Here is a 22,128-nt window from a genome sequence, read left to right on the forward strand (position 1 = left end):
TGCCGGTCAACCACACAGGTGCCCTGCCCGAGGTTCCGGGCAGGGCACCTGAAGAAGTGGAGACCGATCAGGAAGCGACCTTGATGGAGGCGACCGCGGCCTTGGCCTGCTCGCTCAGCTTGGAGGACAGCGGGGCGTTGCCGGCCGAGTCGGCGGCATCCTTCTGGCCCTGCTCGCTGACCACATAGTTCTCGAACGCCTTGACCAGGTCAACCGTCTTCTGGTCCTTGTAGGTGCTGCACACGACGTGGTAGGAGACCAGGACCACCGGGTAGGCGGAGGAGTCCTTGGGGACGCGGTCCAGCTTCAGCGCGATGTCGTGCTCGGCGCGGCCGTCCTCGACCGAGGAGAGCTCGACGGCCTTGGCCGCGGCCTCGGGGGAGATGCCGACCCAGGCGTCGCCGACCTTGACCTTCGCCTTGCCCAGCGTGCCGGCGATCGCGGACTCGTCAGCGTAGGTGATGGCGCCCTTGGTGTCCGTCACGGTCTTGACGACGCCCTGGGTGCCCTTGGCGTTCTCGCCGCCGAGCGAGGACGGCCACACACCGTCGGACTTGTCGGTCCAGACCTTCTCCGACGCCTTGTTCAGGTAGTCGGTGAAGTTCTTGGTGGTGCCCGAGTCGTCGGAGCGGTGCACGGCGGTGATGGCCAGGTCCGGCAGCTGCGCGTTCGGGTTGTCCGCCTTGATGGCCGCGTCGTTCCAGTTCTTGATCTGGCCGCGGAAGATCTTGGCGATGGTGTCGGGAGCCAGGTTCAGGTCCTGCACGCCCGGGACGTTGAAGGCGACCGCGATCGGGGAGATGTAGGCCGGGATGTCGAGAGCACCGGTGGTGCACTGCTTCTTCGCCGACTCGAGCTCGTCGGTCTTCATCGCGGCGTCGGTGCCGGCGAACTGCACGGCGCCGGCGATGAACGCCTTGCGACCCGCGCCGGAGCCGTCCGGGGAGTACTGCACGGTCGCGCCGGAGTTGGCGCTGGAGAAGCCGGCCTTCCACGCGTCCATGGCCGCGTTCTGCGCGGAGGAGCCGGAGCCGGTCAGGGTGCCGGACACCGAGGCGCCCGCGGAGCTCGACCCGGAGGCAGCGGCGGAGGACCCGCCGGCCTGGCCGGTGGCGTTGTCCGAGCCGCACGCGGTGAGAGCGAGGGCGCCGACTGCGAGAACGGCCGCAGCCTGACTGACGCGAACAAACTTCACGATGTAGTCCTTTTCCTAGGATCGATCCGCCCCCGGCCCAATCCGGGGCGACGGTCACGAAGCACAACATGAGTGACGGTAGGCAGGACAGGTGAAGGGACCGGGCCGGTCACCTTAACGGGAGGTTAACGGCGACCAGCGGTTCGCTCCGGAGCAGGTGATCTCCGTCTCTCCGTCCGCGCCCGCGGGTCCGCGTCGGACGGCCGGATCCCACTCTAGACTGGCGAGCGTGCACGTGAGCGAGGTGTGGAGGCGGAGCAGCCGCTTCCTCCGTGTGCGCTCGCGCGTCGGGCTGGCGCGGACCCGCAAGTCCGTGGTCCCCGCCGTGCAGATGACCATCTGCGGTGTCGGCGGGTACGCCTTCGCCGAGCTGGTGCTGGGCCACCAGGGCCCGATCTTCGCCGCCACCGCCGGGCTGGTCTCCCTCGGCTTCTCCCGGGAGCCGCGGGTGCGGCGCGTGCTCGAGGTCGGCGTCGGCTGCACCCTGGGCATCCTGGTCGGCGAGCTGCTGATCCTCGTCCTCGGGCACGGATTGTGGCAGGCCGCGATCATCCTCTTCGTCTCGATCATGCTGGCCCGCTTCCTCGACCGGGGCGTCGTCTTCACCACCCAGCTCGGGCTGCAGTCCCTGCTCGTGGTGCTGCTGCCGGTGCCGCAGTCCGGCCCGTTCACCCGCAGCATCGACGCAGTCGTCGGCGGCGTCATCGCCCTGCTGATCACCATGGTCGTCCCCCGCGACCCCCGCACCGAGCCGCGCGCCGAGCTGAGCGCGCTGCTGCGCGAGCAGGCGCAGATCCTGCGCGAGTCCGCGTCCGCCGTCGAGGACACGGACGCCACGGGCGCCTGGCACGCCCTGGTGCGCGCCCGCGGGACCCAGTCCACGATCGACGCGATGCGGGTGACGCTGAGCGGGTCCACCGAGATCGCCTCGCTCGCCCCCGCGTACCGGCGGCACCGGGACGAGTTGGCCGGCCTCGGCGACGCGCTCTCCGCGGTGGACCTCGCCCTGCGCAACAGCCGGGTCTTCGTCCGCCGCCTGGCGTCCGTCCTCAACAATGCGGCGCTGAGCGAGTCCGGCGCCGAGAGCATCGTCGCCGTCCTGCGCGACCTGGGCGACGCGGTGGACTCCCTCGCCGCCGCGGTCGGCGAACGGCGGTCGGACGGGCGGGACCGGCTGATCCGGCGGGCCCGGTACGAGCTCGGCGACGTCGCCACCCGCATGCACCCCCGGCTGCTGCACATCCAGCACCTCGAGGGCGAGACGCTCGTCGTCCTGCTGCGGCCGCTGATCGTGGACCTGCTCGAGTCGACGGGCCTCTCCCACGAGGACGCCCGGGACTTCCTGCCCGACCTCGACTGAGCCGTTCCTTCCCGCAGCTCGCCCCGGGACCTGCCGTGCGCGGGTTCTGTCGGTGCTCCTGCCTAGGGTGGAGACATGAGCACGCGCACCACCACGAGCCGGAAGTCCGGCGCCCCCCGCACAGCCAACTACCGGTGCGCCGAGTGCGGCTGGACCACCGCGAAGTGGATGGGCCGGTGCACCCAGTGCCAGGCGTGGGGCAGCATCGAGGAGGTCGGCGGGCCGACCGTCGGGCGCACGACGGCGGCGTCCCGCGTCGCGTCCCCCGCCCGGCCGATCACCGAGGTCGACGCGACCGCGGCCGCCTACCTGCGGACCGGTGTCGACGAGCTGGACCGGGTGCTCGGCGGCGGCCTGGTCGCCGGTGCCGTGGTGCTGATGGCCGGGGAGCCCGGCGTCGGCAAGTCCACCCTGCTGCTGGACGTCTCGGCCAAGCTGGCCGGGCGCGGCAGCGACGTGCTCTACGTGACCGGGGAGGAGTCCGCGGCGCAGGTGAAGCTGCGGGCGGAACGGATCGACGCGGTCGCGGACCGCCTGTATCTGACCGCGGAGACGGACCTCGGCACCGCGCTGGCGCACGTCGAGGCGCTGGACCCCCGGCTGCTCGTGATCGACTCCGTGCAGACGCTCTCCAGCGCCGAGGTCGACGGCGTCGCCGGCGGCGTGACCCAGGTCCGGGAGGTCGCCGCCTCCCTGATCGCGGCAGCGAAGAAGCGGAACATGACGACGCTGCTCGTGGGTCACGTGACCAAGGACGGGTCGATCGCGGGGCCGCGGCTGCTCGAGCACCTCGTCGACGTGGTGTGCCAGTTCGACGGTGAGCGTCACTCCCGGCTGCGGCTGCTGCGGGCGACGAAGAACCGGTTCGGGCCCACCGACGAGGTCGGCTGCTTCGACCTGACCGAGGACGGCATCGAAGGCCTCGCCGACCCGAGCGGCCTGTTCATCTCCCGCACCCGGGAGCCCGTGCCCGGCACCTGCGTGACCGTGACCCTCGAGGGGCGCCGTCCTCTGGTCGCCGAGGTGCAGGCGCTGCTGGCACCGTCCACCCCCGGCGGCACCCGCCGGGCCACCAGCGGGCTGGACGCCTCGCGCGTGTCCATGCTGCTGGCCGTGCTGCAGCAGCGCGCCGGATACGCCGTCGGCGGCGACGAGAGCTACGTGGCCACGGTGGGCGGGGTGCGGCTCACCGAACCGGCCGCCGACCTCGCCGTCGCCCTCGCGCTCGCCTCGGCCAAACGCGGGGAGGCGGTGCGCCGCAACATGATCGCATTCGGCGAGGTCGGGCTCGCCGGCGAGGTGCGCCCCGTGCCGGAGATCGTGCGCCGCATCCAGGAAGCCGCCCGCCTCGGGTACACGCACGCCATCGTGCCCGCCGCCCCGAACGGCCCCATCGCCGCACCCCCGGGCGTGACCGTTCGGGAGGTCTCCTCCCTCAACGAGGCCCTGGCCGTCCTCTATCCGGGCACCGCGGAGGGGCGGACGACCGAGCCCGCCGAGCTGCACTAGGCTCGACCGGAGAACGCCGGGCCGACCGGCCCACCAGCAGGAGCGAGACCGACCATGAGCAGCATGCCGCGTGAGACGCTGGCCCGGCTCGCTCCCGGCACCGCACTGCGGGACGGCATCGAACGCATCCTCCACGGTCGCACCGGGGCGCTGATCGTCCTCGGCTGGGACCGGACGATCGAGCGCCTGTGCACCGGCGGCTTCGACATCGGCATCGAGTTCTCCGCCACCCGACTGCGGGAGCTGGCCAAGATGGACGGCGCGATCGTCGTCGACCGGGATCTGACCCGCATCATCCGCGCCGGCGTCCACCTGATGCCGGACCCGGCGATCGAGACCTCCGAGACCGGCACCCGGCACCGCACCGCCGAACGGATGGCCCGGCAGACCGGATTCCCCGTCGTCTCCGTCAGCCAGTCGATGGGCATCATCGGCCTGTACATGGGCGACATCAAGCACGTGCTCGAGGGCTCCGCGTCGATCCTGGCCCGGGCCAACCAGGCACTGCAGACCCTCGAGCGGTACCGCAACCGGCTCGACCAGGTGACCACTGCCCTCTCCGCCTCGGAGATCGAGGCCGTCGCAAGCGTCCGCGAGGTGGCCGTCACCCTGCAGCGACAGGAGATGGTGCGCCGCATCTCCGACGAGATCCGCCAGTACGTCGCCGAACTGGGCACCGACGGCCGGCTCGTCGACCTGCAGCTGGAGGAACTGGTCACCGGCCTCGGCCCGGACAGCCACATGCTGCTCGGCGACTATCTCGGCACCGACCTGACCCCCGACCAGGTGGACGCCGCCGTCACCACGCTGCGCTCGCTCACCTCGACCGAGATGATCGACCTGGCCGTCATCGCGCAGGCGGTGGGACTGATCGGCGCCGGGGAGAACCTGGACGTCCCGGTCCAGCCCAGCGGCTACCGGCTGCTGGCCGGCATACAGGCCCTGCCGCGTCCGGTGATCGAACGCCTGATCGGCCGGTTCGGGGACCTGCAGACGCTGATGGCCGCGAACGTCGAGGATCTGATGACCGTCGACGGGGTCGGCGAGCAGCGGGCACGGTTGGTCCGCGAGACCCTGTCCCGGATCGCCGAGACCAGCCTGCTGGACCGCTTCGGCTGACCGACGCCGCGTCAGCGCGGCGCCGGCACCACGTCAGGCATCCACCTCGGACGGTGGCGCTCGCGCGACGGTCCGCTCAGGCGGGCGTCACTGCAGCTGGAAGATCGTCTGCCCGCTGGCTCGGTCGCCGAGCTTGGCCTCCAGCCGGTAGTACCCCGGGCGCGGTTCGGTCTTGACGGTCCCGCAGCCGGCGACCGAGCGGTTCCGGTTCCACGGGAAGTTCGCCGAGTCGGTGGCTCCCGCGGCCAGACGCTTCTTGTTGTCCGACGGGTCCACCTGGCAGTCCTTGGAGGAGAACACCCGGTCGTTGCCGCTCGTGATGACGAACTCCATCTGGTTCGTGCCCACGTTGACCTCGCACGGCACCGGGTTGCCGTTGATCACCCGCAGCGTGAGCAGCGGCTTCTCACCCGGCGCGTAGACCGCCTTGTCCGTCGCGGCCTCCACGGTCACCTTCGCGGGATCGCACGTGGCGGTGGGCGTCGGCGACGCGGTCGAGGGCTTCGGCGAGGCCGTCGTCCGGCTCGCCGTCGCGCTCGGGACGGCGGAACCGCCGGCGGTGGACCCGGCAGCCTGCGCGTGGTCGGTCGGTCCGCCGCTGACGGACGTGACAAGGGCGATGATCCCGCCCAGCAGGGCGACGACGAGGACGAGCACGACGAGCGCAGCGACCATACGACGGCGGCGGAAGGTGGCCGCACTGGTCCCGCGGCTGCTTCCGTTCGATGGCATGCTCACCAGCGTAGTGGCCGGGGTGGCGACGCCCGCCGATGACGCGCCGCCGCGGCCGGAGCCGGGCTGATCTAGCATCGAGAGCATGACGCAGACGGGATCCGGGAGCACGGCCGCCACCGTTCCCGCGACCTCCGGAGGCACCCTCGCACCCGTGCCGGACGACGTCGCCGTCCTGCACGAGACGGTCATCGGCTGGTACCGCCGGCACGCCCGCGTGCTGCCCTGGCGGTCGGCGGACCGGACGGCGTGGGCCGTCATGGTCAGCGAGTTCATGCTGCAGCAGACGCCGGTCGTCCGGGTGCTGCCCGTGTGGGAGCAGTGGCTGCGCCGCTGGCCGACACCGGCCGACCTGGCGGCCGAACCGAGCGGCGAGGCCGTGCGCGCCTGGGGGCGGCTCGGCTACCCGCGTCGCGCCCTGCGGCTGCACGCGGCGGCCGTCGCCGTCACCGAGCGGCACGGTGGTCACGTGCCCGACGACGAGGACGCCCTGCTGGCCCTGCCCGGCGTGGGTGCCTACACCGCCGCCGCGATCGCCGCCTTCGCGCACGGCCGGCGCACGGTGGTCCTGGACACCAACATCCGTCGCGTGTTCACCCGGGTGCTGCACGGCACGGCGCTGCCGCGACCGTCGCTGACCGTCGCCGAGACCCGGCTCGCCCGCGAGCTGCTGCCCACGGACGACGCGGAGGCGGCCACCTGGAACGTCGCGGTGATGGAGCTCGGCGCCCTCGTGTGCACGGCTCGCTCCCCGCGGTGCACCGAGTGTCCCCTCGCGAACCGATGCGCCTGGCTCGCTGCCGGCCGCCCGGATCCGGAGCACCAGCCGACCGGTCAGGCGTGGGCAGGCACCACCCGGCAGCTGCGCGGGGCGATCCTCGCCGTCGTGCGCGAGGCCACCGGACCGGTCGACGTCGGGGCGCTGGTGCGCACGGCGACCGGGACGGCCGTCCTGCTGGACGTGACGGATACCGACAGCGGCACTCGTGGTCCGCTGCGCACGCTGGCCGCGCTGGGCCACGACGAGGCCCGCGTCCGCGCCGCGCTGGACGGACTCGCGGCAGACGGGCTGGTGAAGCTGGACGGCGACGGCCCCACCGTCCGCCTCCCCGACTGACCCGACCCGGATCGAGTCCCCACCGGCCCGAGCACCACGGAGCGCCAGCTCGTCAATAGATGTCCCATCGGGGTGCTCGGAGGCACCGGATGGAACATCTATTGACGAGCTGGCGGAAGGAGGAGTCGGTCAGTCCTCGTCGAAGCCGCGGCCGACGAGGTCGGCGACGGTCTCGATCGCCCGCTCCGCCTCCGGACCGGTGGACTCGACCGTCAGGGTCGCTCCCTGACCGGCGGCCAGAGTCATCAGCATCATCACCGACGCGCCGTCCACCCCGTTGACACGGGTGTCCGCGTCCAGGCCGCCGAGCGCCTGCGCGAGCATGGCCGCGGGCCGTGCGTGCAGACCGACCTTGTTGGTCAGCGTGAAGGTGCCCTCCGCGGTCGGCTGTGCCGCGGCACCCGTCGGGCCGGACACCGATGCCGTCGCGTCGGACGCGGATGCCGTCGCCGGCCGATCCGGCCCATCCCCGGGATCACCGGAGGTGCCCACACCACCGGCGGCTGCCGCGTCGGCGGCGACCCGGTCCAGGTCGGCGCCTCCCTGGGCGGCGACCGCCGCCGCCACGGCGCCCTCGACCAGGGGCGCGTCGGGAACCCGCACGAGGGCGCGGGCGTCGTCGTCGAGGAACTCGAGCACCGACTCGGCGGTCATCACCGCGGACCCCAGGTCGGTGAGGACGACGACGCCGTCACCGCTCTGCGCCGACTCGACGGCCGCCATCACCACCTCCAGGCTGGTGCCGATGCCGCCCTCGTCGGTGCCACCGGCCGGGACGATGCGCACGTCGGCCGCCATCTGGGCGGCGAGATCGCGCACCCCCTCGGCGATCTTCGGGCTGTGGGAGACGATGACGAGCCCGACGCTCACGCGTCGGGCCCCTCGTCGGATCCGTCTGCGGTCGTGGCGGCGTCCACGGCGGCGCGCAGCAGCAGCACGGTCGAGACGGCGCCCGGGTCGCGGTGGCCCACACTGCGTTCGCCGAGGTAACTGGCCCGGCCCTTCCGCGCCTGCAGTGCGTCCGTGGACTCGGCCCCGGTCTGCGCGGCGTCGGCTGCTGCGGCGAGCACCTCGGCGGGCGTGGCTCCGCCGGCCGCCGCCTGGGCGGCCGCGTCCACCGCGGGGGTCCATGCGTCCACCATGGTCGCGTCGCCCACCTCGGCCTTGCCACGGCTGACCACGCCGTCGCGCGCGGCAGCCAGGGCCGCGGCGACGTCCTCGGCGGATGCGTCACCGTCGCCGAGGCTGGTGGCGGCCCGCAGGAACGCGGTGCCGTACAGCGGCCCCGCCGCCCCGCCCACCTTGGACATCAGGGTCATCGCGACCATCTTCAACACCGCCCCCGGTGCCGCGTACTCGTCGTCGAGCTTCTCCCGCGCGGCGGTGAAGCCCCGGTCCAGGTTCTCGCCGTGGTCCCCGTCGCCGATGGCGCGGTCCAGGTTCACCAACTCGGCGCGGTGCTCCGCCACGGTGTCCGCGGCCGCGCGGATCCACCGCACCGCCCACGCGGTGTCCAGGGCATCGCCCGCCACGCTCACACCCCCCACCGCAGGGCGGCGGTGTTCACCGGCTCGTCCCACAGGGTCAGCATCTCGCCGTCGAGGCGCAGGACGGTCACGGACGCGCCCTGCATCTCGAGCGACGTGGTGTAGTTGCCGACCAGCGACCGCTCGATGCTCACCCCGGTGCGGTCCAGCAGCGCGGCGGCCGCGCGGTAGACGATGTACAGCTCGGACAGCGGGGTGCCGCCCATCCCGTTGACGAACAGGAGCACCTGCTCCCCCGAGGCGAGGCCGAGGTCGTCGATCACCGGCTGCAGCAGGTGCTCGGTGATGGCGTCCGCGGGTTCGAGCTTGCCGCGCCGGCGTCCCGGTTCGCCGTGGATGCCGATGCCGATCTCGATCTCGTCCTCGCGCAGGTCGAAGCTCGGGTCCCCGGCATGCGGGACGATGCAGGGCGTCAGCGCGACGCCCATGGACCGGACGTTGGCGACCACGCGTTCGGCGACGGCGACGACGGCGTCCAGGTCGTCGCCGCGCTCGGCGGAGGCACCGGCGATCTTCTCCACCAGCACCGTGCCGGCGACACCGCGGCGGCCCGCGGTGTAGAGCGAGTCCTCGACGGCCACGTCGTCGTTGACGAGGACCTGCCGGACGGTGCTGCCCTCGGCCTCCGCCATCTCGGCGGCCGCCTCGAAGTTGAGCACGTCGCCGGTGTAGTTCTTCACGATGTGCACGACGCCGGCCCCGCCGTCGACGGCGGCGGTCGCGGGGATGATGGCGTCGGGGGTGGGCGACGTGAAGACCGGGCCGGGCACGGCCGCGTCGAGCATCCCCCGCCCCACGAACCCGGCGTGCAGCGGCTCGTGTCCGCTGCCTCCCCCGGAGACCAGCCCCACCTTGCCGCTGCGGGGCGCGTCCTTGCGCACCACGTACAGGGGGTCGGGGTTGACGGTCACGAGGTCGGCGTGGGCGCGGCCGAAACCCTCGACCGATTCCGTGACGACGTTCTTCGGGTCGTTCATGAGCTTCTTCATCGAATCTCCTGGTCAGGTCCGTCCGCGTCGTCGCACGTCGTCGCGGTGAGACGACAGTACCGCCGCCCCCGGACAGGGGAAAGGGGCGGGAACCCGCAGGTCCCCGCCCCTTCTCCGGTCGCCGCCCGCTGTGTGGACGGCCGTCGGATGACTAGTGCTTGAACGCATCCTTCACGTTCTCGCCGGCCTTCTTGACGTCGGCACCGGCCTGATCGGTCCGGCCCTCCGCCTCGAGGCTCTCGTTGTCGGTGCCCTTGCCCGCGGCTTCCTTGACCTTGCCGCTGACGTCCTGGGCAGCATTGCTGATCTTGTCTCCGAGTCCCATGGACACTCCTTTCGTTGGGTACAGCGCCCTGATGGCGCCGGACGTGTGTGGGGGCGGCGGTGAAGCCGCCCGGCGGGTTCGGGTTACTGACCCTCGCCCGCGTCTCCGCCGCCGCCGAACTTCTCCTGCGCCGCGTCGATGCCCTGGTTGACCTGGTCGCCGTGGTCGCCGAGCTTGTCGCCGTGCTGCTCCTGCAGGTCGTCGATCTTGTCACCGACCTGGTCGTTGCCCAGAGCGTCCTTGCCCTTGTTGATCGCGTCGTCGAATCCCATGATCTTTCCCTCTCGGGTCGGGGATGGAGCCTTCTGCCGCAGAAGCGGCGGACGACAGAGGAAGACCTCCGTACGGTCCCCACAGTAGGCAGACCCTCGTCGGAGTGTCCAGTGGCCCCAGCTCCTTGCCAGGGGACCCCCAGAAACCGCCGACGTCGCGTCCAGGCCAGCGCCGGGCGAGGCGGGGACGGGTCAGTCGAGCCGGCGGATCATCCGGGTGTTGCCGAGGGTGTTCGGCTTGACCCGGGCGAGGTCGAGGAACTCGGCGACGCCCTCGTCGTGCGAGCGGAGCAGCTCCGAGTAGACCACCGGATCGATGCTGTCCTGGTTGGCCATCACCGCGAAGCCGTGCCGGACGAAGAAGTCGACCTCGAACGTCAGGCAGAACACGCGCGCGACGCCCAGGTCCCGTCCGCGCTCCAGCAGCGCCTCCAGCAGTGCGCGCCCCACCCCGCGGCCGCGCCAGTCCGTCGACGCGGCCAGCGTGCGCACCTCGCCGAGGTCCTCCCACATCACGTGGAGGGCACCGCAGCCGATCACCGTTCCGTCGTCGCTCTCCGCGACGAGGAACTCCTGGATGTCCTCGTAGTACGCGACCGCCTCCTTGGAGATCAGCACGCGCTCGTCGGCCAGCGGAGCGACCAGCGCCCGGATCGGCGCGACGTCGGACGTCCGGGCGCGGCGCAGCGTGTAGCCGGGGTGCGAGGACCCGGGCTCAGCGCTCATCGTGCTGCCCGGCCGGCTCCTGGGTCGGTTCCTCGGCTACCGCGCGAGTCAGGCCGAGCTCGGACGGCAGCGCCTGCTCGGTCCCCAGGACGTGCTCGGCCAGGAACGCCTCGACCACGCCGTACCAGACCTTCGCGTTCTGCGGCTTGAGCACCCAGTGGTTCTCGTCCGGGAAGTACAGGAACCGGTGCGGGCTCTGCCCGTCGTCGTCGGCCGGCAGACCGGAGCGGGAGAGCAGCTCGTACCAGAGCCGCAGTCCCTCGTTGATGGGCACCCGGTAGTCCTTGTCGCCGTGGATCACCAGCACCGGGGTGCGGATGTCCTCGACCGCGTGGTGCGGGGAGTTGGCGTCGGTCATCGCCGGGGAGAGCTCCTTCTCCCAGTACAGCGACATGTCCGTGGTGCGCGCGAAGTTGTCCAGCGCCCACAGGGAGGCGTGGGTGACGATCGCGTCGAACCGGTCGGTGTGCCCGGCCACCCAGTTGGCCATGTAGCCGCCGAAGGAGCCGCCCATCGCGGCGGTGCGGCTCTCGTCAATGTCGTCGCGGGCGACGACGGCATCCGTGACGTCCATCAGGTCGGTGTACGGCTTGTCCCCCCACGCGCCCCAGCCGCGCTGGATGAAGTCCTGGCCGTAACCGGTGGACAGGGCGGGGTCCGGCAGCAGCACGGCGTAGCCCTGGGCGACGAGCAGCCACGGGCACCAGCGCCAGCTCCAGCTGTTCCAGGACCCCAGCGGGCCGCCGTGGATCCACAGCAGCAGCGGTGCCGGGGCATCGGGACCGGCACCGTCCGGCAGCGCGAGCCAGGCGCGCAGCGGGGTGCCGTCGGACGCCTCGGTGCGGACCTCCTCGAGCCGGCCGGGCAGCTCCGGCCGGGCGACCGGGCCGCGAAGGGCGGTGACCGCGCCGGTCTCCAGGTCGATCTGCACCGGCTCGGCCGGGTGGGCGTAACTGGCCTGCAGGGCGTAGGCGGTGCCGTCCCTGCCGACGACGACGTCGGTGTAGGTGGCGTCGTCGGTCGTCACCTGGCGCACGTCCGAGGTGGCGACGTCGATGACGAACACGGGGGCGCGGCCGTCCTGGTCCGCGGTCACGACCACGCCGGAGCCGTCCGGCAGCCACGCGTACGGGTGGCCCCACCGGTCCCACTCGTGGGCGAGGGGGGAGGTCTGCCCGGTACGCAGGTCCAGCAGCATCAGCTGGAGCTGAGCGGCCCGCTCGGGCGTCGTCTGGCGTTCGCGCACGACGACGGCCCGCGAGCTGTCCGGGCTGATCGGGCCGACCGCGTAGTCCCAGTCCGGGTCCTCGACGAGCCGGGTCCGCTCGCCGGTGGCGACGTCGACGCGGATCAGGACGTTGCGCAGGTCGGCGCGGGCGACGGCGAGGGTCTCCCCGGCGAGCACGATGGTCCCGTCGGGGCTGAGGACCTGCTCGGCGTGCATCAGCCCGTTGCCGATGCCGACCGTGATGGGCCGCAGCGCGGTGGGCCCGGTGGCGTCCGTCGTGCCCGGCATCGGGGTCGGCTGGGCGCCGTCCGTGGCCGTGCCCGGGGTGCCCTCCTCGAGGGCGAACAGGCGCGGCTCGTCGGGACCGAGGTCGGCGTCCCAGAACCGCACCGGGTAGCCGGCGTGCAGGATCGCGGAGACGGCGGCCTTCTTCCGGGCGGCGCGCAGGTCCGCGTCCTCGGCCTCGTCGTGGGCGCCGGGCAGGACGCTCGCCCGCACGACCGTGACGTCGGCGTCCGCGGCGGTCAGGACCGGGCCGAGCCCGCCCGGACGGCTGTGCAGGACGCGGGCCTCTCCCCCGGCGGCGGGAATCGTCCACAGCGCGGTCACGGGCTCCTCGCCCTCGTCGGCACCGGGATCCGGGCGGGCGGAGGTGAAGAGCAGGTCGCCGGCGGCGGTGAAGGCGGCACCGGCCTCGCCCGCCGCGCTGCGGGTCAGCCGCACAGCCGGGCCCTCGCCCCGGGTGTCGATACCCCACAGGGCCGTGCTGTAGCCGGTGCCCTTGCCGTTCAGGGTGGCGACGCCGGTGACGAGCCGGCTGCCGTCCGGGCTGAGCGCCAGCCCGGAGACGCGGGGCAGGTGGAGGAAGCGGTCGAGGTCACCGAAGTCGGTGGTGGGTGCCGACGCGGTGGTGGACGCGTTGTCGGCGGAGGGAGTCGCGGGAGTGGTCGCGGTCACGTCGGTCATGTCTCATCTCTATCACTGCTGGTGGGCGTCATGAGGTCTCCCGGACACGAGGAGAGCGCATCCGGACGCACGACGGCGGACCCATCCGTGCCGGATGGATCCGCCGTGCGTGGTGCGTCGGTTCGGGTCAGTGCTGGTCGCCCTGATCGACGACGTGCGGCTCGTAGTCGCTGCTGGTGCCGCCGGTCGCCGGGTCGGTGCCGTCGTCGTGCGCGGCCTTGTCCTTGACCGTGCCGACCGCCTGGTCCGCCTTGGCGGAGGCGGTACCGGCGGCGTCGGAGGCCTTCGCGGAGACGGAATCAGCGGCGTCGGAGGCCTTGCCCGAGACACTGCTCGCGGCGTCGGACGCGGCGCCCTTGACCTTCTCGGCACCCTCCTGGACCTTGTCGGCCACCACGGGGGCCTTCTCCTTGGCCCACTCGGTGCCCTGGTTGACCTTCTCCTGCACCTTCGGGTCGTTGACGAAGCCCGTCACCTGGGCGCGCAGCTTGTCGTAGGTCTCCCGGCCCGCACGGGTTCCGAGCACGAACCCCACGCCCGCTCCGACCAGGAAGATCGCTTTCTTGAGCATTCGACACGTCCTTTCCTCGTGGCGGGACGTCCCCGCGTCACCCTCAGCCTACTGATGATGCTCCGCCGTGCCCACCTGCGTCCACGAGAAGACCACCGGCCGGCCCGGGACCGACGGCCCGTTCGCGGCCGGCCGGGAACGACGACGGGCCCGGGACCGACCGCACGAGGCGGTGGTCCCGGGCCCGTCGAACAACCGGGTGGGCGGGTCAGACCGAGGGAACCGTGTCCGGCACCGACGGCTTCGAGGTGCCCTCGAACGTGAACTTCTGCAGGTCGCCCTCGCCCTCCACGTCGACCAGGACGACCTGGCCGGCGGAGAGCTCCCCGAACAGGATCTTCTCGGACAGCTGGTCCTCGATCTCCCGCTGGATGGTGCGGCGCAGCGGACGGGCACCCATCGAGGGGTCGTAGCCGCGGGTGGCCAGCAGGCGCTTGGCCTCCGTGGTCAGCTCGATGCCCATGTCCTTGTCCTTGAGCCGGGTCTCCAGCCGGGCCACGAACATGTCGACGATCTCGACGATCTCGTCCTGCGTCAGCTGCGGGAACACGACGATGTCGTCGACACGGTTGAGGAACTCGGGCCGGAAGTGCTGACGCAGCTCCTCCTGCACCTTGGCGCGCATCCGCTCGTACGAGGTCTGCGTGTCGGTGCCGGACTGGAAGCCGGTGAGCACACCCTTGGCGATGTCCCGGGTGCCCAGGTTGGTCGTCATGATGATGACCGTGTTCTTGAAGTCGACGACGCGGCCCTGGCTGTCGGTCAGGCGGCCGTCCTCGAGGATCTGCAGCAGCGAGTTGAAGATGTCGGCGTGCGCCTTCTCCACCTCGTCGAACAGGACCACCGAGAACGGGCGGCGGCGGACCTTCTCGGTCAGCTGCCCGCCCTCCTCGTAGCCGACGTAGCCCGGAGGCGAACCGAACAGCCGCGAGACGGTGTGCTTCTCGGAGAACTCGCTCATGTCCAGCTGGATGAGGGCATCCTCCTCGCCGAACAGGAACTCGGCGAGGGCCTTGGCCAGCTCGGTCTTCCCGACGCCGGTGGGACCGGCGAAGATGAACGAACCGCCCGGGCGCTTCGGATCCTTCAGACCCGCACGCGTGCGGCGGATGGACTGACTGATGGCCTTGATGGCCTCGTTCTGGCCGACGACCCGCTTGTGCAGCTCGCCCTCCATGTTCTTCAGGCGCGAGGACTCCTCCTCGGTCAGCTTGAACACGGGGATGCCGGTGGAGTTGGCGAGCACTTCGGCGATGAGTTCCTCATCGACCTCGGCGACGTCGTCCATGCCACCGTTGCGCCAGGCCTGCTCCTTCTCGGAGCGCTCGGCGATGAGCCGCTGCTCCTTGTCGCGCAGCGACGCGGCGCCCTCGAAGTCCTGCGCGTCGATCGCGGACTCCTTCTCCTTCTTCAGGTCGGCGATCCGGTCGTCGATCTCCTTCAGCTCCGGCGGCGCCGTCATCCGGCGGATGCGCAGGCGCGCCCCGGCCTCGTCGATCAGGTCGATCGCCTTGTCCGGGAGGAACCGGTCGGAGATGTACCGCTCGGACAGGCTCGCGGCCGAGGCCAGCGCGCCGTCGGTGATGGACACGCGGTGGTGCGCCTCGTACCGGTCACGCAGACCCTTGAGGATCTCGATCGCGTGGGCGACGGAGGGCTCGGAGACCTGGATCGGCTGGAAGCGGCGCTCGAGCGCGGCGTCCTTCTCGATGTGCTTGCGGTACTCGTCCAGCGTGGTGGCGCCGATGGTCTGCAGCTCGCCGCGGGCGAGCATCGGCTTGAGGATGCTCGCGGCGTCGATCGCGCCCTCGGCGGCACCGGCCCCGACGAGGGTGTGGATCTCGTCGATGAACAGGATGATGTCGCCGCGGGTGCGGATCTCCTTGAGCACCTTCTTCAGGCGCTCCTCGAAGTCACCGCGGTACCGCGAACCGGCGACCAGGGAACCGAGGTCGAGCGTGTAGAGCTGCTTGTCCTTGATGGTCTCCGGCACGTCACCGCGGACGATCGCCTGGGCGAGGCCCTCGACGACGGCGGTCTTGCCGACACCGGGCTCGCCGATGAGGACCGGGTTGTTCTTGGTGCGGCGGGAGAGGACCTGCATGACGCGTTCCATCTCCTGCTCGCGCCCGATCACGGGGTCGAGCTTGCTCTCGCGAGCGGCCTGCGTCAGGTTGCGGCCGAACTGGTCGAGCACCACCGAACCGGCGGGCTGACCCTCGTTCTGGCCGGCGCCGACGCCGGCGGAGGCGTTCTCCTTGCCGCCCTGGTAACCCGAGAGGAGCTGGATCACCTGGTTGCGGACGCGGGAGAGGTCGGCGCCGAGCTTGACCAGCACCTGGGCGGCGACACCCTCACCCTCGCGGATCAGGCCGAGCAGGATGTGCTCGGTGCCGATGTAGCTGTGGCCGAGCTGCAGGGCCTCGCGCAGGGAGAGCTCGAGGACCTTCTTGGCGCGCGGGGTGAACGGGATGTGACCCGACGGCGCCTGCTGGCCTTGGCCGATGATCTCCTGCACCTGCTCCCGGACCGCGCCGAGCGAGATGTTCAGCGACTCGAGCGCCTTGGCGGCGACCCCTTCGCCTTCGTGGATGAGGCCCAGGAGGATGTGCTCGGTACCGATGTAGTTGTGGTTGAGCATGCGCGCCTCTTCCTGGGCGAGCACGACGACCCTGCGGGCTCTGTCGGTGAAACGTTCGAACATTGGGCACACTCCCTAGCTGATGCGTACTGATGATGCTACGTGCGCGGTCGTGCCCCGTGGCCAGTTGTTCGCCACAGGCGAGATGGGTGTCTCACCCGCTGTTCGTCGCCCGCGGGGCCGCCGGATCGCCGCACCGGCGGACGGGACGACGAATGCGGACCGGCCGGGGCCGATCCGCATTCGGAGTCCACCGGTTTACGGTCCGGTGGAGGGTGTTCTGGAGGTGTCACGCCGTGGGCACGGGTGACACCGGATCACTGGTCGTGTGCCTTGCGGTACGCGTCCTGGATGTCGGAGTGCACGCGGCCGCGGTCGCTGACCGTGTAGCCGTTCTCCCGCGCCCATTCGCGGATCCGCGCGGTGTCCTGGTTCCGGCCGGAACCGGAGGCCGACTTGCTGCTGCTGCGGGTCGAGGAGGAACGGCTGCCCGACCGCCGCGCCTTCGACACGAACGGCTTCAGGGCGTCCCGGAGCTGATCCGCATTGTCGGTGGAGAGGTCCATTTCGTAGTTCGCGCCGTCGAGCCCGAACCGGACGGTTTCATCGGCAGTGCCGCCGTCCAGATCATCCACCAGGATGATCTTCACCTTCTGAGCCAAGTCAACTCCTCTGAGGAAATGTGCTTGCGAGAATTCCCGGGGTCCCTGGAATTCCTCTCAAGTATGAATATCCTCGTGCGCGGAGTCAAAGACATCACGCGTCGGTCGAATGACTCTTCCGGTATTTCTCCTCCGCCTCGGCGAATGCGCGCCGTTCGGTGCGATCCGCATTCAACAACGCACGCATGGCGATGAAGAAGAGCACGCCGACGCCGAGGGAGGGAAGCAGCACCGCAACCGCTGCCAGGAAATCGTTCACGATCTCAGGGTAGACCGGCAGGCTGGGCGAATGCTCACAGCTCTCACCGCGACCATGACGGGCCGGCTCATTCCGGCTTCATCAGGGGGAAGAGAATGCTCTCGCGGATCCCGACGCCGGTGAACAGCATCACGAGCCGGTCCATGCCGAGGCCGATGCCGCCCATCGGGGGCGCCGCGTACTCGAGGGCGCGCAGGAAGTCCTCGTCCAGCTGCATCGCCTCCTCGTCGCCCGCCGCGGCCTGGCGGGACTGCGCCGTCAGCCGCTCCCGCTGGATGACCGGGTCGATCAGCTCGGAGAACGCCGTGCCCGTCTCGGTCCCGGCGATGATGAGGTCCCAGGCCTCGATCACGCCGGGGATGCTGCGGTGCGGGCGGGCGAGCGGCTGGGCGATGGGCGGGTAGTCGCACACGAAGGTCGGCTGCAGGAGGGTGTGTTCGACGAGGTCCTCGAACAGCTTCATGACGATCTTCTGGTCGATCGCGTCGGCCGGCAGTTCGACGTCGTGCGCGGCGGCGATCCGGCGCAGGTCCTCGATTACGGTCTGCGGGGTGACCTCCTCGCCGACGGCCTCGGAGACGGCCGGGTAGACGGAGAGCCAGCGCCACTCGCCCTCGAGGTCGACGGTGCCGGCGGCCGTCTCGATCCGGGTGCGGCCCAGGGCGTGGGCGCAGGCCAGGATCATCTCCCGCATCCGGTCCGCCATCACGAACTGGTCCGCGTACGCCTCGTAGCACTCGAGCATCGTGAACTCGGGGCTGTGGGTGGAGTCGACGCCCTCGTTGCGGAACACCCGGCCGATCTCGTACACCCGGTCCAGGCCACCGACGACGGCGCGCTTGAGGTAGAGCTCGGTGGCGATGCGCAGCGACATGCCCTGGTCGAAGGCGTTCATGTGGGTGTTGAAGGGCCGCGCGGTCGCGCCGCCGTGCACCAGCTGCAGGATCGGGGTCTCGACCTCGATGTAGCCGTGGGCGTCCAGGGTCTGCCGCACGGTGCGGGTGATGGTGGCGCGGTCCAGGACCGTCTGGCGGGCCTCGTCGCGCACGATGAGGTCGACGTACCGCTGCCGGACGCGGGTCTCCTCGTTCAGGTCGTGGTGCAGGGTCGGGAGGGGCCGCAGCGCCTTGGACGCCATCTGCCACCGGTCGGCCATCACGGAGAGCTCACCACGGCGGGAGCTGATCACCTCGCCGTGCACGAAGACGTGATCGCCGAGGTCGACGACAGCCTTCCACTCCCCCAGGGATTCCTCGCCCACGCCGGCCAGGCTGATCATCGCCTGCAGCCGGGTGCCGTCACCGGCCTGCAGCGTCGCGAAGCACAGCTTGCCGGTGTTGCGCAGGAACACGACACGGCCGGCGACGCCCACGTGCTCGCCGGACGCCTCGTCGGCGGCGAGGTGCTCGTACTTCCCGCGCACCTCGGCCAGGGTGTGGGTGCGCTCGACGCCCACCGGGTACGCCTCGACACCGGCGTCGAGCAGACGGCGGCGCTTGGCGGTGCGCACCTCGATCTGCTCGGAGGTCTGCTGGCGCAGCTGCGCCTCGGCGGAGCCGTCGGCCGGCTCCGGGGACTGCGGGCTGGACGCGGGAGTCGGTGTGGTCACGGTATCCAAGGGTATCGGCCCGCGGCGGTGGCCTACGATTCCCCGCATGCAGGCCATGGTCCGCTTCGGCGCAGCAGCCATCGCGTTCACCGACGTCGTCGCCCGGATCGGCCCGGACGACTGGGATCGGCCCGGGCTCGGCGCGTGGTCCGTGCGCTCCCTGACGGGCCACGCGGCACGGGCGCTGACCACGGTGATCGACTATCTGCAGCGGCCCGCCCCGGTCCGCGAGGTCCCCGACACCGCGGCCTACTTCCTGGCCGCCCACGGTCACGACGACGAGGTCGCGGCCCGCGGCGTGCAGGCGGGGGCGGCGCTCGGGGCGGATCCGGCGACGGCGGTGGCGCGGCTGGCCGCCGAGGCGAGGGCCGCCGTCGACGCCGCCACGGCCGACGACGCGGACCCGGTGATCCCTACCGCCGGCGGGGGCATGCTGCTCAGCGACTACCTGCCGACCCGGTGCTTCGAGCTCACCGTGCACAGCCTCGACATCGCCCGGGCCTGCGGAATCCCCTCCGGCCTCGACCCGCACCTGATCGCCGACGCGGCGGAACTGGCCGTGGCGGTCGGGATCCGCACCGGGTCCGCGGAATCCCTGTTGCTGGCGCTGACCGGCCGGGCCGGTCTTCCCGCCGGATTCACCGTGCTGTGAAATGCGGGCGGCAGGGAAATCGAGCGTCCCCTCGCCGCAGCGTCGGAGAATCCGTTGCTCGGGGCACGGCGCTGCTCGGTGATCGGCTGGCGTGGACAGCCGACTCAGCGGAAATCGATGGATCTCCGGATCGCATTCCCGTGGTGAAATTCCGGGACCGCCGCCGTCCCTCTTCCGGATTCCTGAACGGTGTCGACCGCCACCATTTCCGCGCGAGGGAAGAATAAGCGGACTGATCATTCTCGGGCGGTCAGGACGCGATGTCGGCGTGCGGTGGTGAATGCCGACCGGTGGTACGGGACGACCCGACGGGAATTCAGTCCGGATCGGATTCCTGGTCGGTGAGATCCGTGGGCGGCCGTTCCGGTCCGGCCGCGAGCGCGTTCTCCAGCACGGCTCGCACCAGGGGACCGGCGAAACGCGCCGGATCCTCGACGTGCTGATCGGCCAGCCGGCGCAGGGCCCGGCGCGTGGTGCGGTCGGTGTCCTCCCGCACCCGGGCGAGGATCTCGCCGACCACGGGGAACTCGTCCTCGGTCAGCACGACGGGCTCGGCACCCATCTCGACGACGAGCGCGTGCGCGATCGGCAGGAACGCGGCCGGCGCGGTCACGGCCACCATCGCCCCGGTCAGTCGCGTCAGGTCCAGGCTCATCCCGGTGAACGCCAGCACCGGGTGCACGGCGAGGCAGACGGCGCCGCGGGCGGCGGCCGGTGCGAGTGCCGCGATGCCGTGGCGACCGCTCGTGTGCAGCACGATCTGACCCGTCTGCCAGTGGTCGAGATCCGCCAGCCCCTGCACGAGCGGCACGAGGTCGTCGTCGGGCACGGCCAGCAGGACGAGTTCGCACCGTTCGACGATCTCCGCGGGTTCGAGCAGCGGCACCCCGGGCAGCAGGGCCGCGGCTCGGTCCCGGCTCTGCTCGGAGATGGCGCTCACCCCGACGACGGAATGGCCCACCGCCCGCAGGGCGGCACCGAGGACGGCCCCGACCCGGCCGGCGCCGATCACCCCGACCCCGAGCCGCCCGGGCCTCATCGCCCGTCCTCGCCGGGGTGGGAAGACGGCGTGACGTCGGGGGCCTGAGCGGGTGCCGCGGCGATCGCGTCAGGTGCGGCGGCCTCGCCGGGAACGCCGTCGCCCTCGCGAGCCCGCGACGTCGGCGGCGTCCGCAGCATCCACTGCTCCGGACCGGCGAGCCGCCGGGCGCGGGCGGCACGCTCGGCCTGGTCGGTGAAGAGGCGGCGGGCCGTGTCGACGGCCAGGTGCGGCACCACGGGCTTGACCGGGCCGGACGTGGAGTGCAGCAGCACGTGCGCCAGGCCGAGCCGACGCTGCAGCGGCCCCTGCTGCAGCGCGAGGGACTGCGTGCGCTCGTGCGGGACGACGCCGAGGCGGTGGGTGAGCCGGCCGCTGCGGACGAGCAGGGCGGTCTCGGTGTGCCGGTACCCGTTGCGTCGGAAGGCGAGCGGGTCGAGCCAGCGCGAGCGGGACGGCGAGGCGACGAAGCCCTCCGCGGTCCCGGCGCCGCGCACTCCGGCGCGGAAGACGGCCACCGGGTCCTCGACGCCCGGGTGCGGCAGCACGAGGGCGAGCACCGCGAGGACCTCGTCGAACGTGCCGACCGGCAGCAGCACGGTGCGGGCGTTCTGCTCGCGGCCGGCCGTGCCGTACCCGGCGACGTTCATCTCGACGCGGTGCCAGCCGAACGGCCGCCAGAACAGCGGTGCGTGCACGGACACGGCCTGGACCCGGCCGGGCGGCACCGTCTGGGCGTGCGTCTCCAGCAGCCCGTAGTGCAGCCGGACCCCGTCGGCCGAGTGGGCGACACGGAAGTTGAAGCTGCGGGTGAAGAAGGCCCAGTAGGCGGTGGCCGCGCCGAAGACCACGGGGATCACGGCGGCCACGGCGAACGGCTCGCCGCTGATGACGGCCGGCAGCAGGGCGACGACGGCCGCGCCGAGCAGCCACACCGTGACACCGGAGAGCACGGCCGCGCCGAGCACCCGTTGCGGCGGGACGGTGAGCACCGGCCGTTCGGGCGCCGAGGCGATGACGCCGGGGTGCTCCGTCGACCCGCGGACGCCCGCGGCCCGGCCGAGGATCGTGGCCCGCAGCTGCTCCGCCTCGTCGAGCCGGAGGAACGACAGGCGCATGGCGGCGTGGCCGGCGTCCGCCACCTCGAACTTCAACTCGGCCAGCCGCAGCAGCCGGGCCACGAGCGGTTGGTTGATGTCGATGGCCTGCACCCGGTCCAGCCGCGCCTGCCGGTTCTGCCGCACCAGGACGCCGGAGTTGATCCGCACGTGGTCCTCGGTCACCTGGTAGCGGGTGAACCACCAGCTGGCGAAGAAGACCGCGAGGATGACGACGAGCGGCACGACGGCGAAGAGCACGATGACCCAGATCGGCAGCCCCTCCGCGCCCCGCCGGTGCGACGAGGACGGATCCGCCATCGAGCCGATCGCGTTCTGCAGCCAGTCGCGGCCGAACACGACGTAGAACGCGACGAGGGCGAGCCAGCCACGCACGAGAGGGGACGCCGGGTGCACCCGGTGCCACGTCTGCGGGGCGTCGATGCCCCCACGCACCGGCTCAGCCGAGAGCGGCGGCCCCGGTTGGGCTCCTCCCGGCACCGGTGCCCCCGA

At 71.7% G+C, this 22,128-nt stretch carries 21 protein-coding genes; 5 read left to right on the forward strand and 16 right to left on the reverse strand.

The features are described 5' to 3' along the window. Nucleotides 1-67 precede the first annotated feature (67 nt). Entirely contained in the window at nucleotides 68-1,195 is a 1,128-nt protein-coding gene (pstS, locus tag BGP79_RS12205; protein WP_076695871.1) for a phosphate ABC transporter substrate-binding protein PstS, read from the reverse strand. Between the two features lie 229 nt (nucleotides 1,196-1,424). Here pstS and BGP79_RS12210 point away from each other — a divergent pair, with 229 nt between their 5' ends. The 3 genes from BGP79_RS12210 (at nucleotide 1,425) to disA (ending at nucleotide 5,183) form a co-directional block, all read left to right on the forward strand. Further along, complete coding sequence (locus BGP79_RS12210; RefSeq protein ID WP_076695873.1) at nucleotides 1,425-2,555, forward strand: aromatic acid exporter family protein; 1,131 nt, start codon at nucleotides 1,425-1,427, stop codon at nucleotides 2,553-2,555. A gap of 75 nt (nucleotides 2,556-2,630) precedes the next feature. Beyond that, nucleotides 2,631-4,064, forward strand: a complete 1,434-nt coding sequence (radA, locus tag BGP79_RS12215) for a DNA repair protein RadA (protein ID WP_076695875.1) — start codon at nucleotides 2,631-2,633, stop codon at nucleotides 4,062-4,064. 54 nt (nucleotides 4,065-4,118) lie between these two features. Continuing rightward, the gene (disA, locus tag BGP79_RS12220) at nucleotides 4,119-5,183 is read left to right on the forward strand and encodes a DNA integrity scanning diadenylate cyclase DisA (RefSeq protein WP_076695877.1); all 1,065 of its coding nucleotides are present in this window, start codon (nucleotides 4,119-4,121) and stop codon (nucleotides 5,181-5,183) included. A gap of 87 nt (nucleotides 5,184-5,270) precedes the next feature. On the opposite strand, the gene BGP79_RS16645 is transcribed toward disA, so the two are convergent. Beyond that, nucleotides 5,271-5,915 (reverse strand): hypothetical protein, encoded by a 645-nt coding sequence (locus BGP79_RS16645; protein WP_083701897.1) that lies wholly within the window; start codon nucleotides 5,913-5,915, stop codon nucleotides 5,271-5,273. A gap of 85 nt (nucleotides 5,916-6,000) precedes the next feature. Here BGP79_RS16645 and BGP79_RS12230 point away from each other — a divergent pair, with 85 nt between their 5' ends. Continuing rightward, nucleotides 6,001-7,032 carry an A/G-specific adenine glycosylase gene (locus tag BGP79_RS12230; RefSeq protein ID WP_083701872.1) on the forward strand — a complete coding sequence of 344 codons (1,032 nt, stop codon included), beginning with the start codon at nucleotides 6,001-6,003 and terminating at the stop codon, nucleotides 7,030-7,032. A 129-nt stretch (nucleotides 7,033-7,161) separates the two neighbouring features. On the opposite strand, the gene dhaM is transcribed toward BGP79_RS12230, so the two are convergent. The 12 genes from dhaM to lysS form a co-directional block, all read right to left on the reverse strand. Continuing rightward, nucleotides 7,162-7,902 (reverse strand): dihydroxyacetone kinase phosphoryl donor subunit DhaM, encoded by a 741-nt coding sequence (gene dhaM / locus BGP79_RS12235; RefSeq protein WP_076695879.1) that lies wholly within the window; start codon nucleotides 7,900-7,902, stop codon nucleotides 7,162-7,164. Then, nucleotides 7,899-8,564, reverse strand: a complete 666-nt coding sequence (gene dhaL / locus BGP79_RS12240; protein ID WP_233121467.1) for a dihydroxyacetone kinase subunit DhaL — start codon at nucleotides 8,562-8,564, stop codon at nucleotides 7,899-7,901. The genes dhaM and dhaL overlap by 4 nt, the downstream gene beginning before the upstream one ends. Nucleotides 8,565-8,566: 2 nt before the next feature. After that, entirely contained in the window at nucleotides 8,567-9,568 is a 1,002-nt protein-coding gene (dhaK, locus tag BGP79_RS12245; protein WP_076695881.1) for a dihydroxyacetone kinase subunit DhaK, read from the reverse strand. A 151-nt stretch (nucleotides 9,569-9,719) separates the two neighbouring features. Then, on the reverse strand, nucleotides 9,720-9,893 hold the full coding sequence (locus BGP79_RS12250) for a CsbD family protein (RefSeq protein ID WP_076695883.1): 174 nt from the start codon (nucleotides 9,891-9,893) through the stop codon (nucleotides 9,720-9,722). 83 nt (nucleotides 9,894-9,976) lie between these two features. Further along, entirely contained in the window at nucleotides 9,977-10,165 is a 189-nt protein-coding gene (locus BGP79_RS12255) for a hypothetical protein (RefSeq protein ID WP_076695885.1), read from the reverse strand. 192 nt (nucleotides 10,166-10,357) lie between these two features. Beyond that, nucleotides 10,358-10,891, reverse strand: coding sequence for an amino-acid N-acetyltransferase (locus BGP79_RS12260; RefSeq protein ID WP_076695887.1), 534 nt, complete (start codon nucleotides 10,889-10,891; stop codon nucleotides 10,358-10,360). Further along, the gene (locus tag BGP79_RS12265; protein ID WP_083701873.1) at nucleotides 10,881-13,085 is read right to left on the reverse strand and encodes an alpha/beta fold hydrolase; all 2,205 of its coding nucleotides are present in this window, start codon (nucleotides 13,083-13,085) and stop codon (nucleotides 10,881-10,883) included. Before BGP79_RS12265 ends, BGP79_RS12260 begins: the two co-directional genes overlap by 11 nt. 127 nt (nucleotides 13,086-13,212) lie before the next feature. Further along, complete coding sequence (locus BGP79_RS12270) at nucleotides 13,213-13,656, reverse strand: YtxH domain-containing protein (protein ID WP_076695889.1); 444 nt, start codon at nucleotides 13,654-13,656, stop codon at nucleotides 13,213-13,215. A 208-nt stretch (nucleotides 13,657-13,864) separates the two neighbouring features. Further along, nucleotides 13,865-16,360, reverse strand: coding sequence for an ATP-dependent Clp protease ATP-binding subunit (locus BGP79_RS12275; RefSeq protein ID WP_076695891.1), 2,496 nt, complete (start codon nucleotides 16,358-16,360; stop codon nucleotides 13,865-13,867). A gap of 254 nt (nucleotides 16,361-16,614) precedes the next feature. Beyond that, nucleotides 16,615-16,959 (reverse strand): Lsr2 family protein, encoded by a 345-nt coding sequence (locus tag BGP79_RS12280; protein ID WP_076695893.1) that lies wholly within the window; start codon nucleotides 16,957-16,959, stop codon nucleotides 16,615-16,617. Nucleotides 16,960-17,053: 94 nt separating this feature from the next. Then, on the reverse strand, nucleotides 17,054-17,218 hold the full coding sequence (locus tag BGP79_RS16650; RefSeq protein ID WP_158067182.1) for a hypothetical protein: 165 nt from the start codon (nucleotides 17,216-17,218) through the stop codon (nucleotides 17,054-17,056). A gap of 67 nt (nucleotides 17,219-17,285) precedes the next feature. After that, complete coding sequence (gene lysS / locus BGP79_RS12285) at nucleotides 17,286-18,875, reverse strand: lysine--tRNA ligase (RefSeq protein ID WP_076695895.1); 1,590 nt, start codon at nucleotides 18,873-18,875, stop codon at nucleotides 17,286-17,288. Between lysS and BGP79_RS12290 the strand changes: the two genes are divergently transcribed. Then, nucleotides 18,874-19,479: a maleylpyruvate isomerase family mycothiol-dependent enzyme gene (locus BGP79_RS12290; protein WP_076695897.1), complete on the forward strand. Its 606-nt coding sequence runs from the start codon at nucleotides 18,874-18,876 to the stop codon at nucleotides 19,477-19,479. The two genes, lysS and BGP79_RS12290, sit on opposite strands and share 2 nt — an antisense overlap. 316 nt (nucleotides 19,480-19,795) lie before the next feature. Here the strand turns inward: BGP79_RS12290 and BGP79_RS12295 are convergent, their stop codons facing one another. Both BGP79_RS12295 and BGP79_RS12300 read right to left on the reverse strand, forming a co-directional pair. Beyond that, complete coding sequence (locus tag BGP79_RS12295) at nucleotides 19,796-20,518, reverse strand: Rossmann-like and DUF2520 domain-containing protein (protein ID WP_076695899.1); 723 nt, start codon at nucleotides 20,516-20,518, stop codon at nucleotides 19,796-19,798. After that, nucleotides 20,515-22,071, reverse strand: coding sequence for a PH domain-containing protein (locus BGP79_RS12300; protein ID WP_076695901.1), 1,557 nt, complete (start codon nucleotides 22,069-22,071; stop codon nucleotides 20,515-20,517). The genes BGP79_RS12295 and BGP79_RS12300 overlap by 4 nt, the downstream gene beginning before the upstream one ends. Between the last annotated feature and the right edge of the window lie 57 nt (nucleotides 22,072-22,128).

This window comes from Tersicoccus sp. Bi-70, from assembly GCF_001968825.1.
In the GTDB taxonomy this organism is placed as follows: domain Bacteria; phylum Actinomycetota; class Actinomycetes; order Actinomycetales; family Micrococcaceae; genus Tersicoccus.

What these genes read in the sequence shown, in the direction of transcription:
- radA (WP_076695875.1), top strand. Translation starts at nt 2,631, where the DNA reads ATGAGCACGCGCACCACCACGAGCCGGAAGTCCGGCGCCCCCCGCACA.
- disA (WP_076695877.1), top strand. Translation starts at nt 4,119, where the DNA reads ATGAGCAGCATGCCGCGTGAGACGCTGGCCCGGCTCGCTCCCGGCACC.
- BGP79_RS16645 (WP_083701897.1), bottom strand. Translation starts at nt 5,915, where the DNA reads ATGCCATCGAACGGAAGCAGCCGCGGGACCAGTGCGGCCACCTTCCGC.
- BGP79_RS12230 (WP_083701872.1), top strand. Translation starts at nt 6,001, where the DNA reads ATGACGCAGACGGGATCCGGGAGCACGGCCGCCACCGTTCCCGCGACC.
- dhaK (WP_076695881.1), bottom strand. Translation starts at nt 9,568, where the DNA reads ATGAAGAAGCTCATGAACGACCCGAAGAACGTCGTCACGGAATCGGTC.
- BGP79_RS12250 (WP_076695883.1), bottom strand. Translation starts at nt 9,893, where the DNA reads ATGGGACTCGGAGACAAGATCAGCAATGCTGCCCAGGACGTCAGCGGC.
- BGP79_RS12255 (WP_076695885.1), bottom strand. Translation starts at nt 10,165, where the DNA reads ATGGGATTCGACGACGCGATCAACAAGGGCAAGGACGCTCTGGGCAAC.
- BGP79_RS12260 (WP_076695887.1), bottom strand. Translation starts at nt 10,891, where the DNA reads ATGAGCGCTGAGCCCGGGTCCTCGCACCCCGGCTACACGCTGCGCCGC.
- BGP79_RS12265 (WP_083701873.1), bottom strand. Translation starts at nt 13,085, where the DNA reads ATGACCGACGTGACCGCGACCACTCCCGCGACTCCCTCCGCCGACAAC.
- BGP79_RS12270 (WP_076695889.1), bottom strand. Translation starts at nt 13,656, where the DNA reads ATGCTCAAGAAAGCGATCTTCCTGGTCGGAGCGGGCGTGGGGTTCGTG.
- BGP79_RS12275 (WP_076695891.1), bottom strand. Translation starts at nt 16,360, where the DNA reads ATGTTCGAACGTTTCACCGACAGAGCCCGCAGGGTCGTCGTGCTCGCC.
- BGP79_RS12290 (WP_076695897.1), top strand. Translation starts at nt 18,874, where the DNA reads ATGCAGGCCATGGTCCGCTTCGGCGCAGCAGCCATCGCGTTCACCGAC.
- lysS (WP_076695895.1), bottom strand. Translation starts at nt 18,875, where the DNA reads ATGCGGGGAATCGTAGGCCACCGCCGCGGGCCGATACCCTTGGATACC.
- BGP79_RS12295 (WP_076695899.1), bottom strand. Translation starts at nt 20,518, where the DNA reads ATGAGGCCCGGGCGGCTCGGGGTCGGGGTGATCGGCGCCGGCCGGGTC.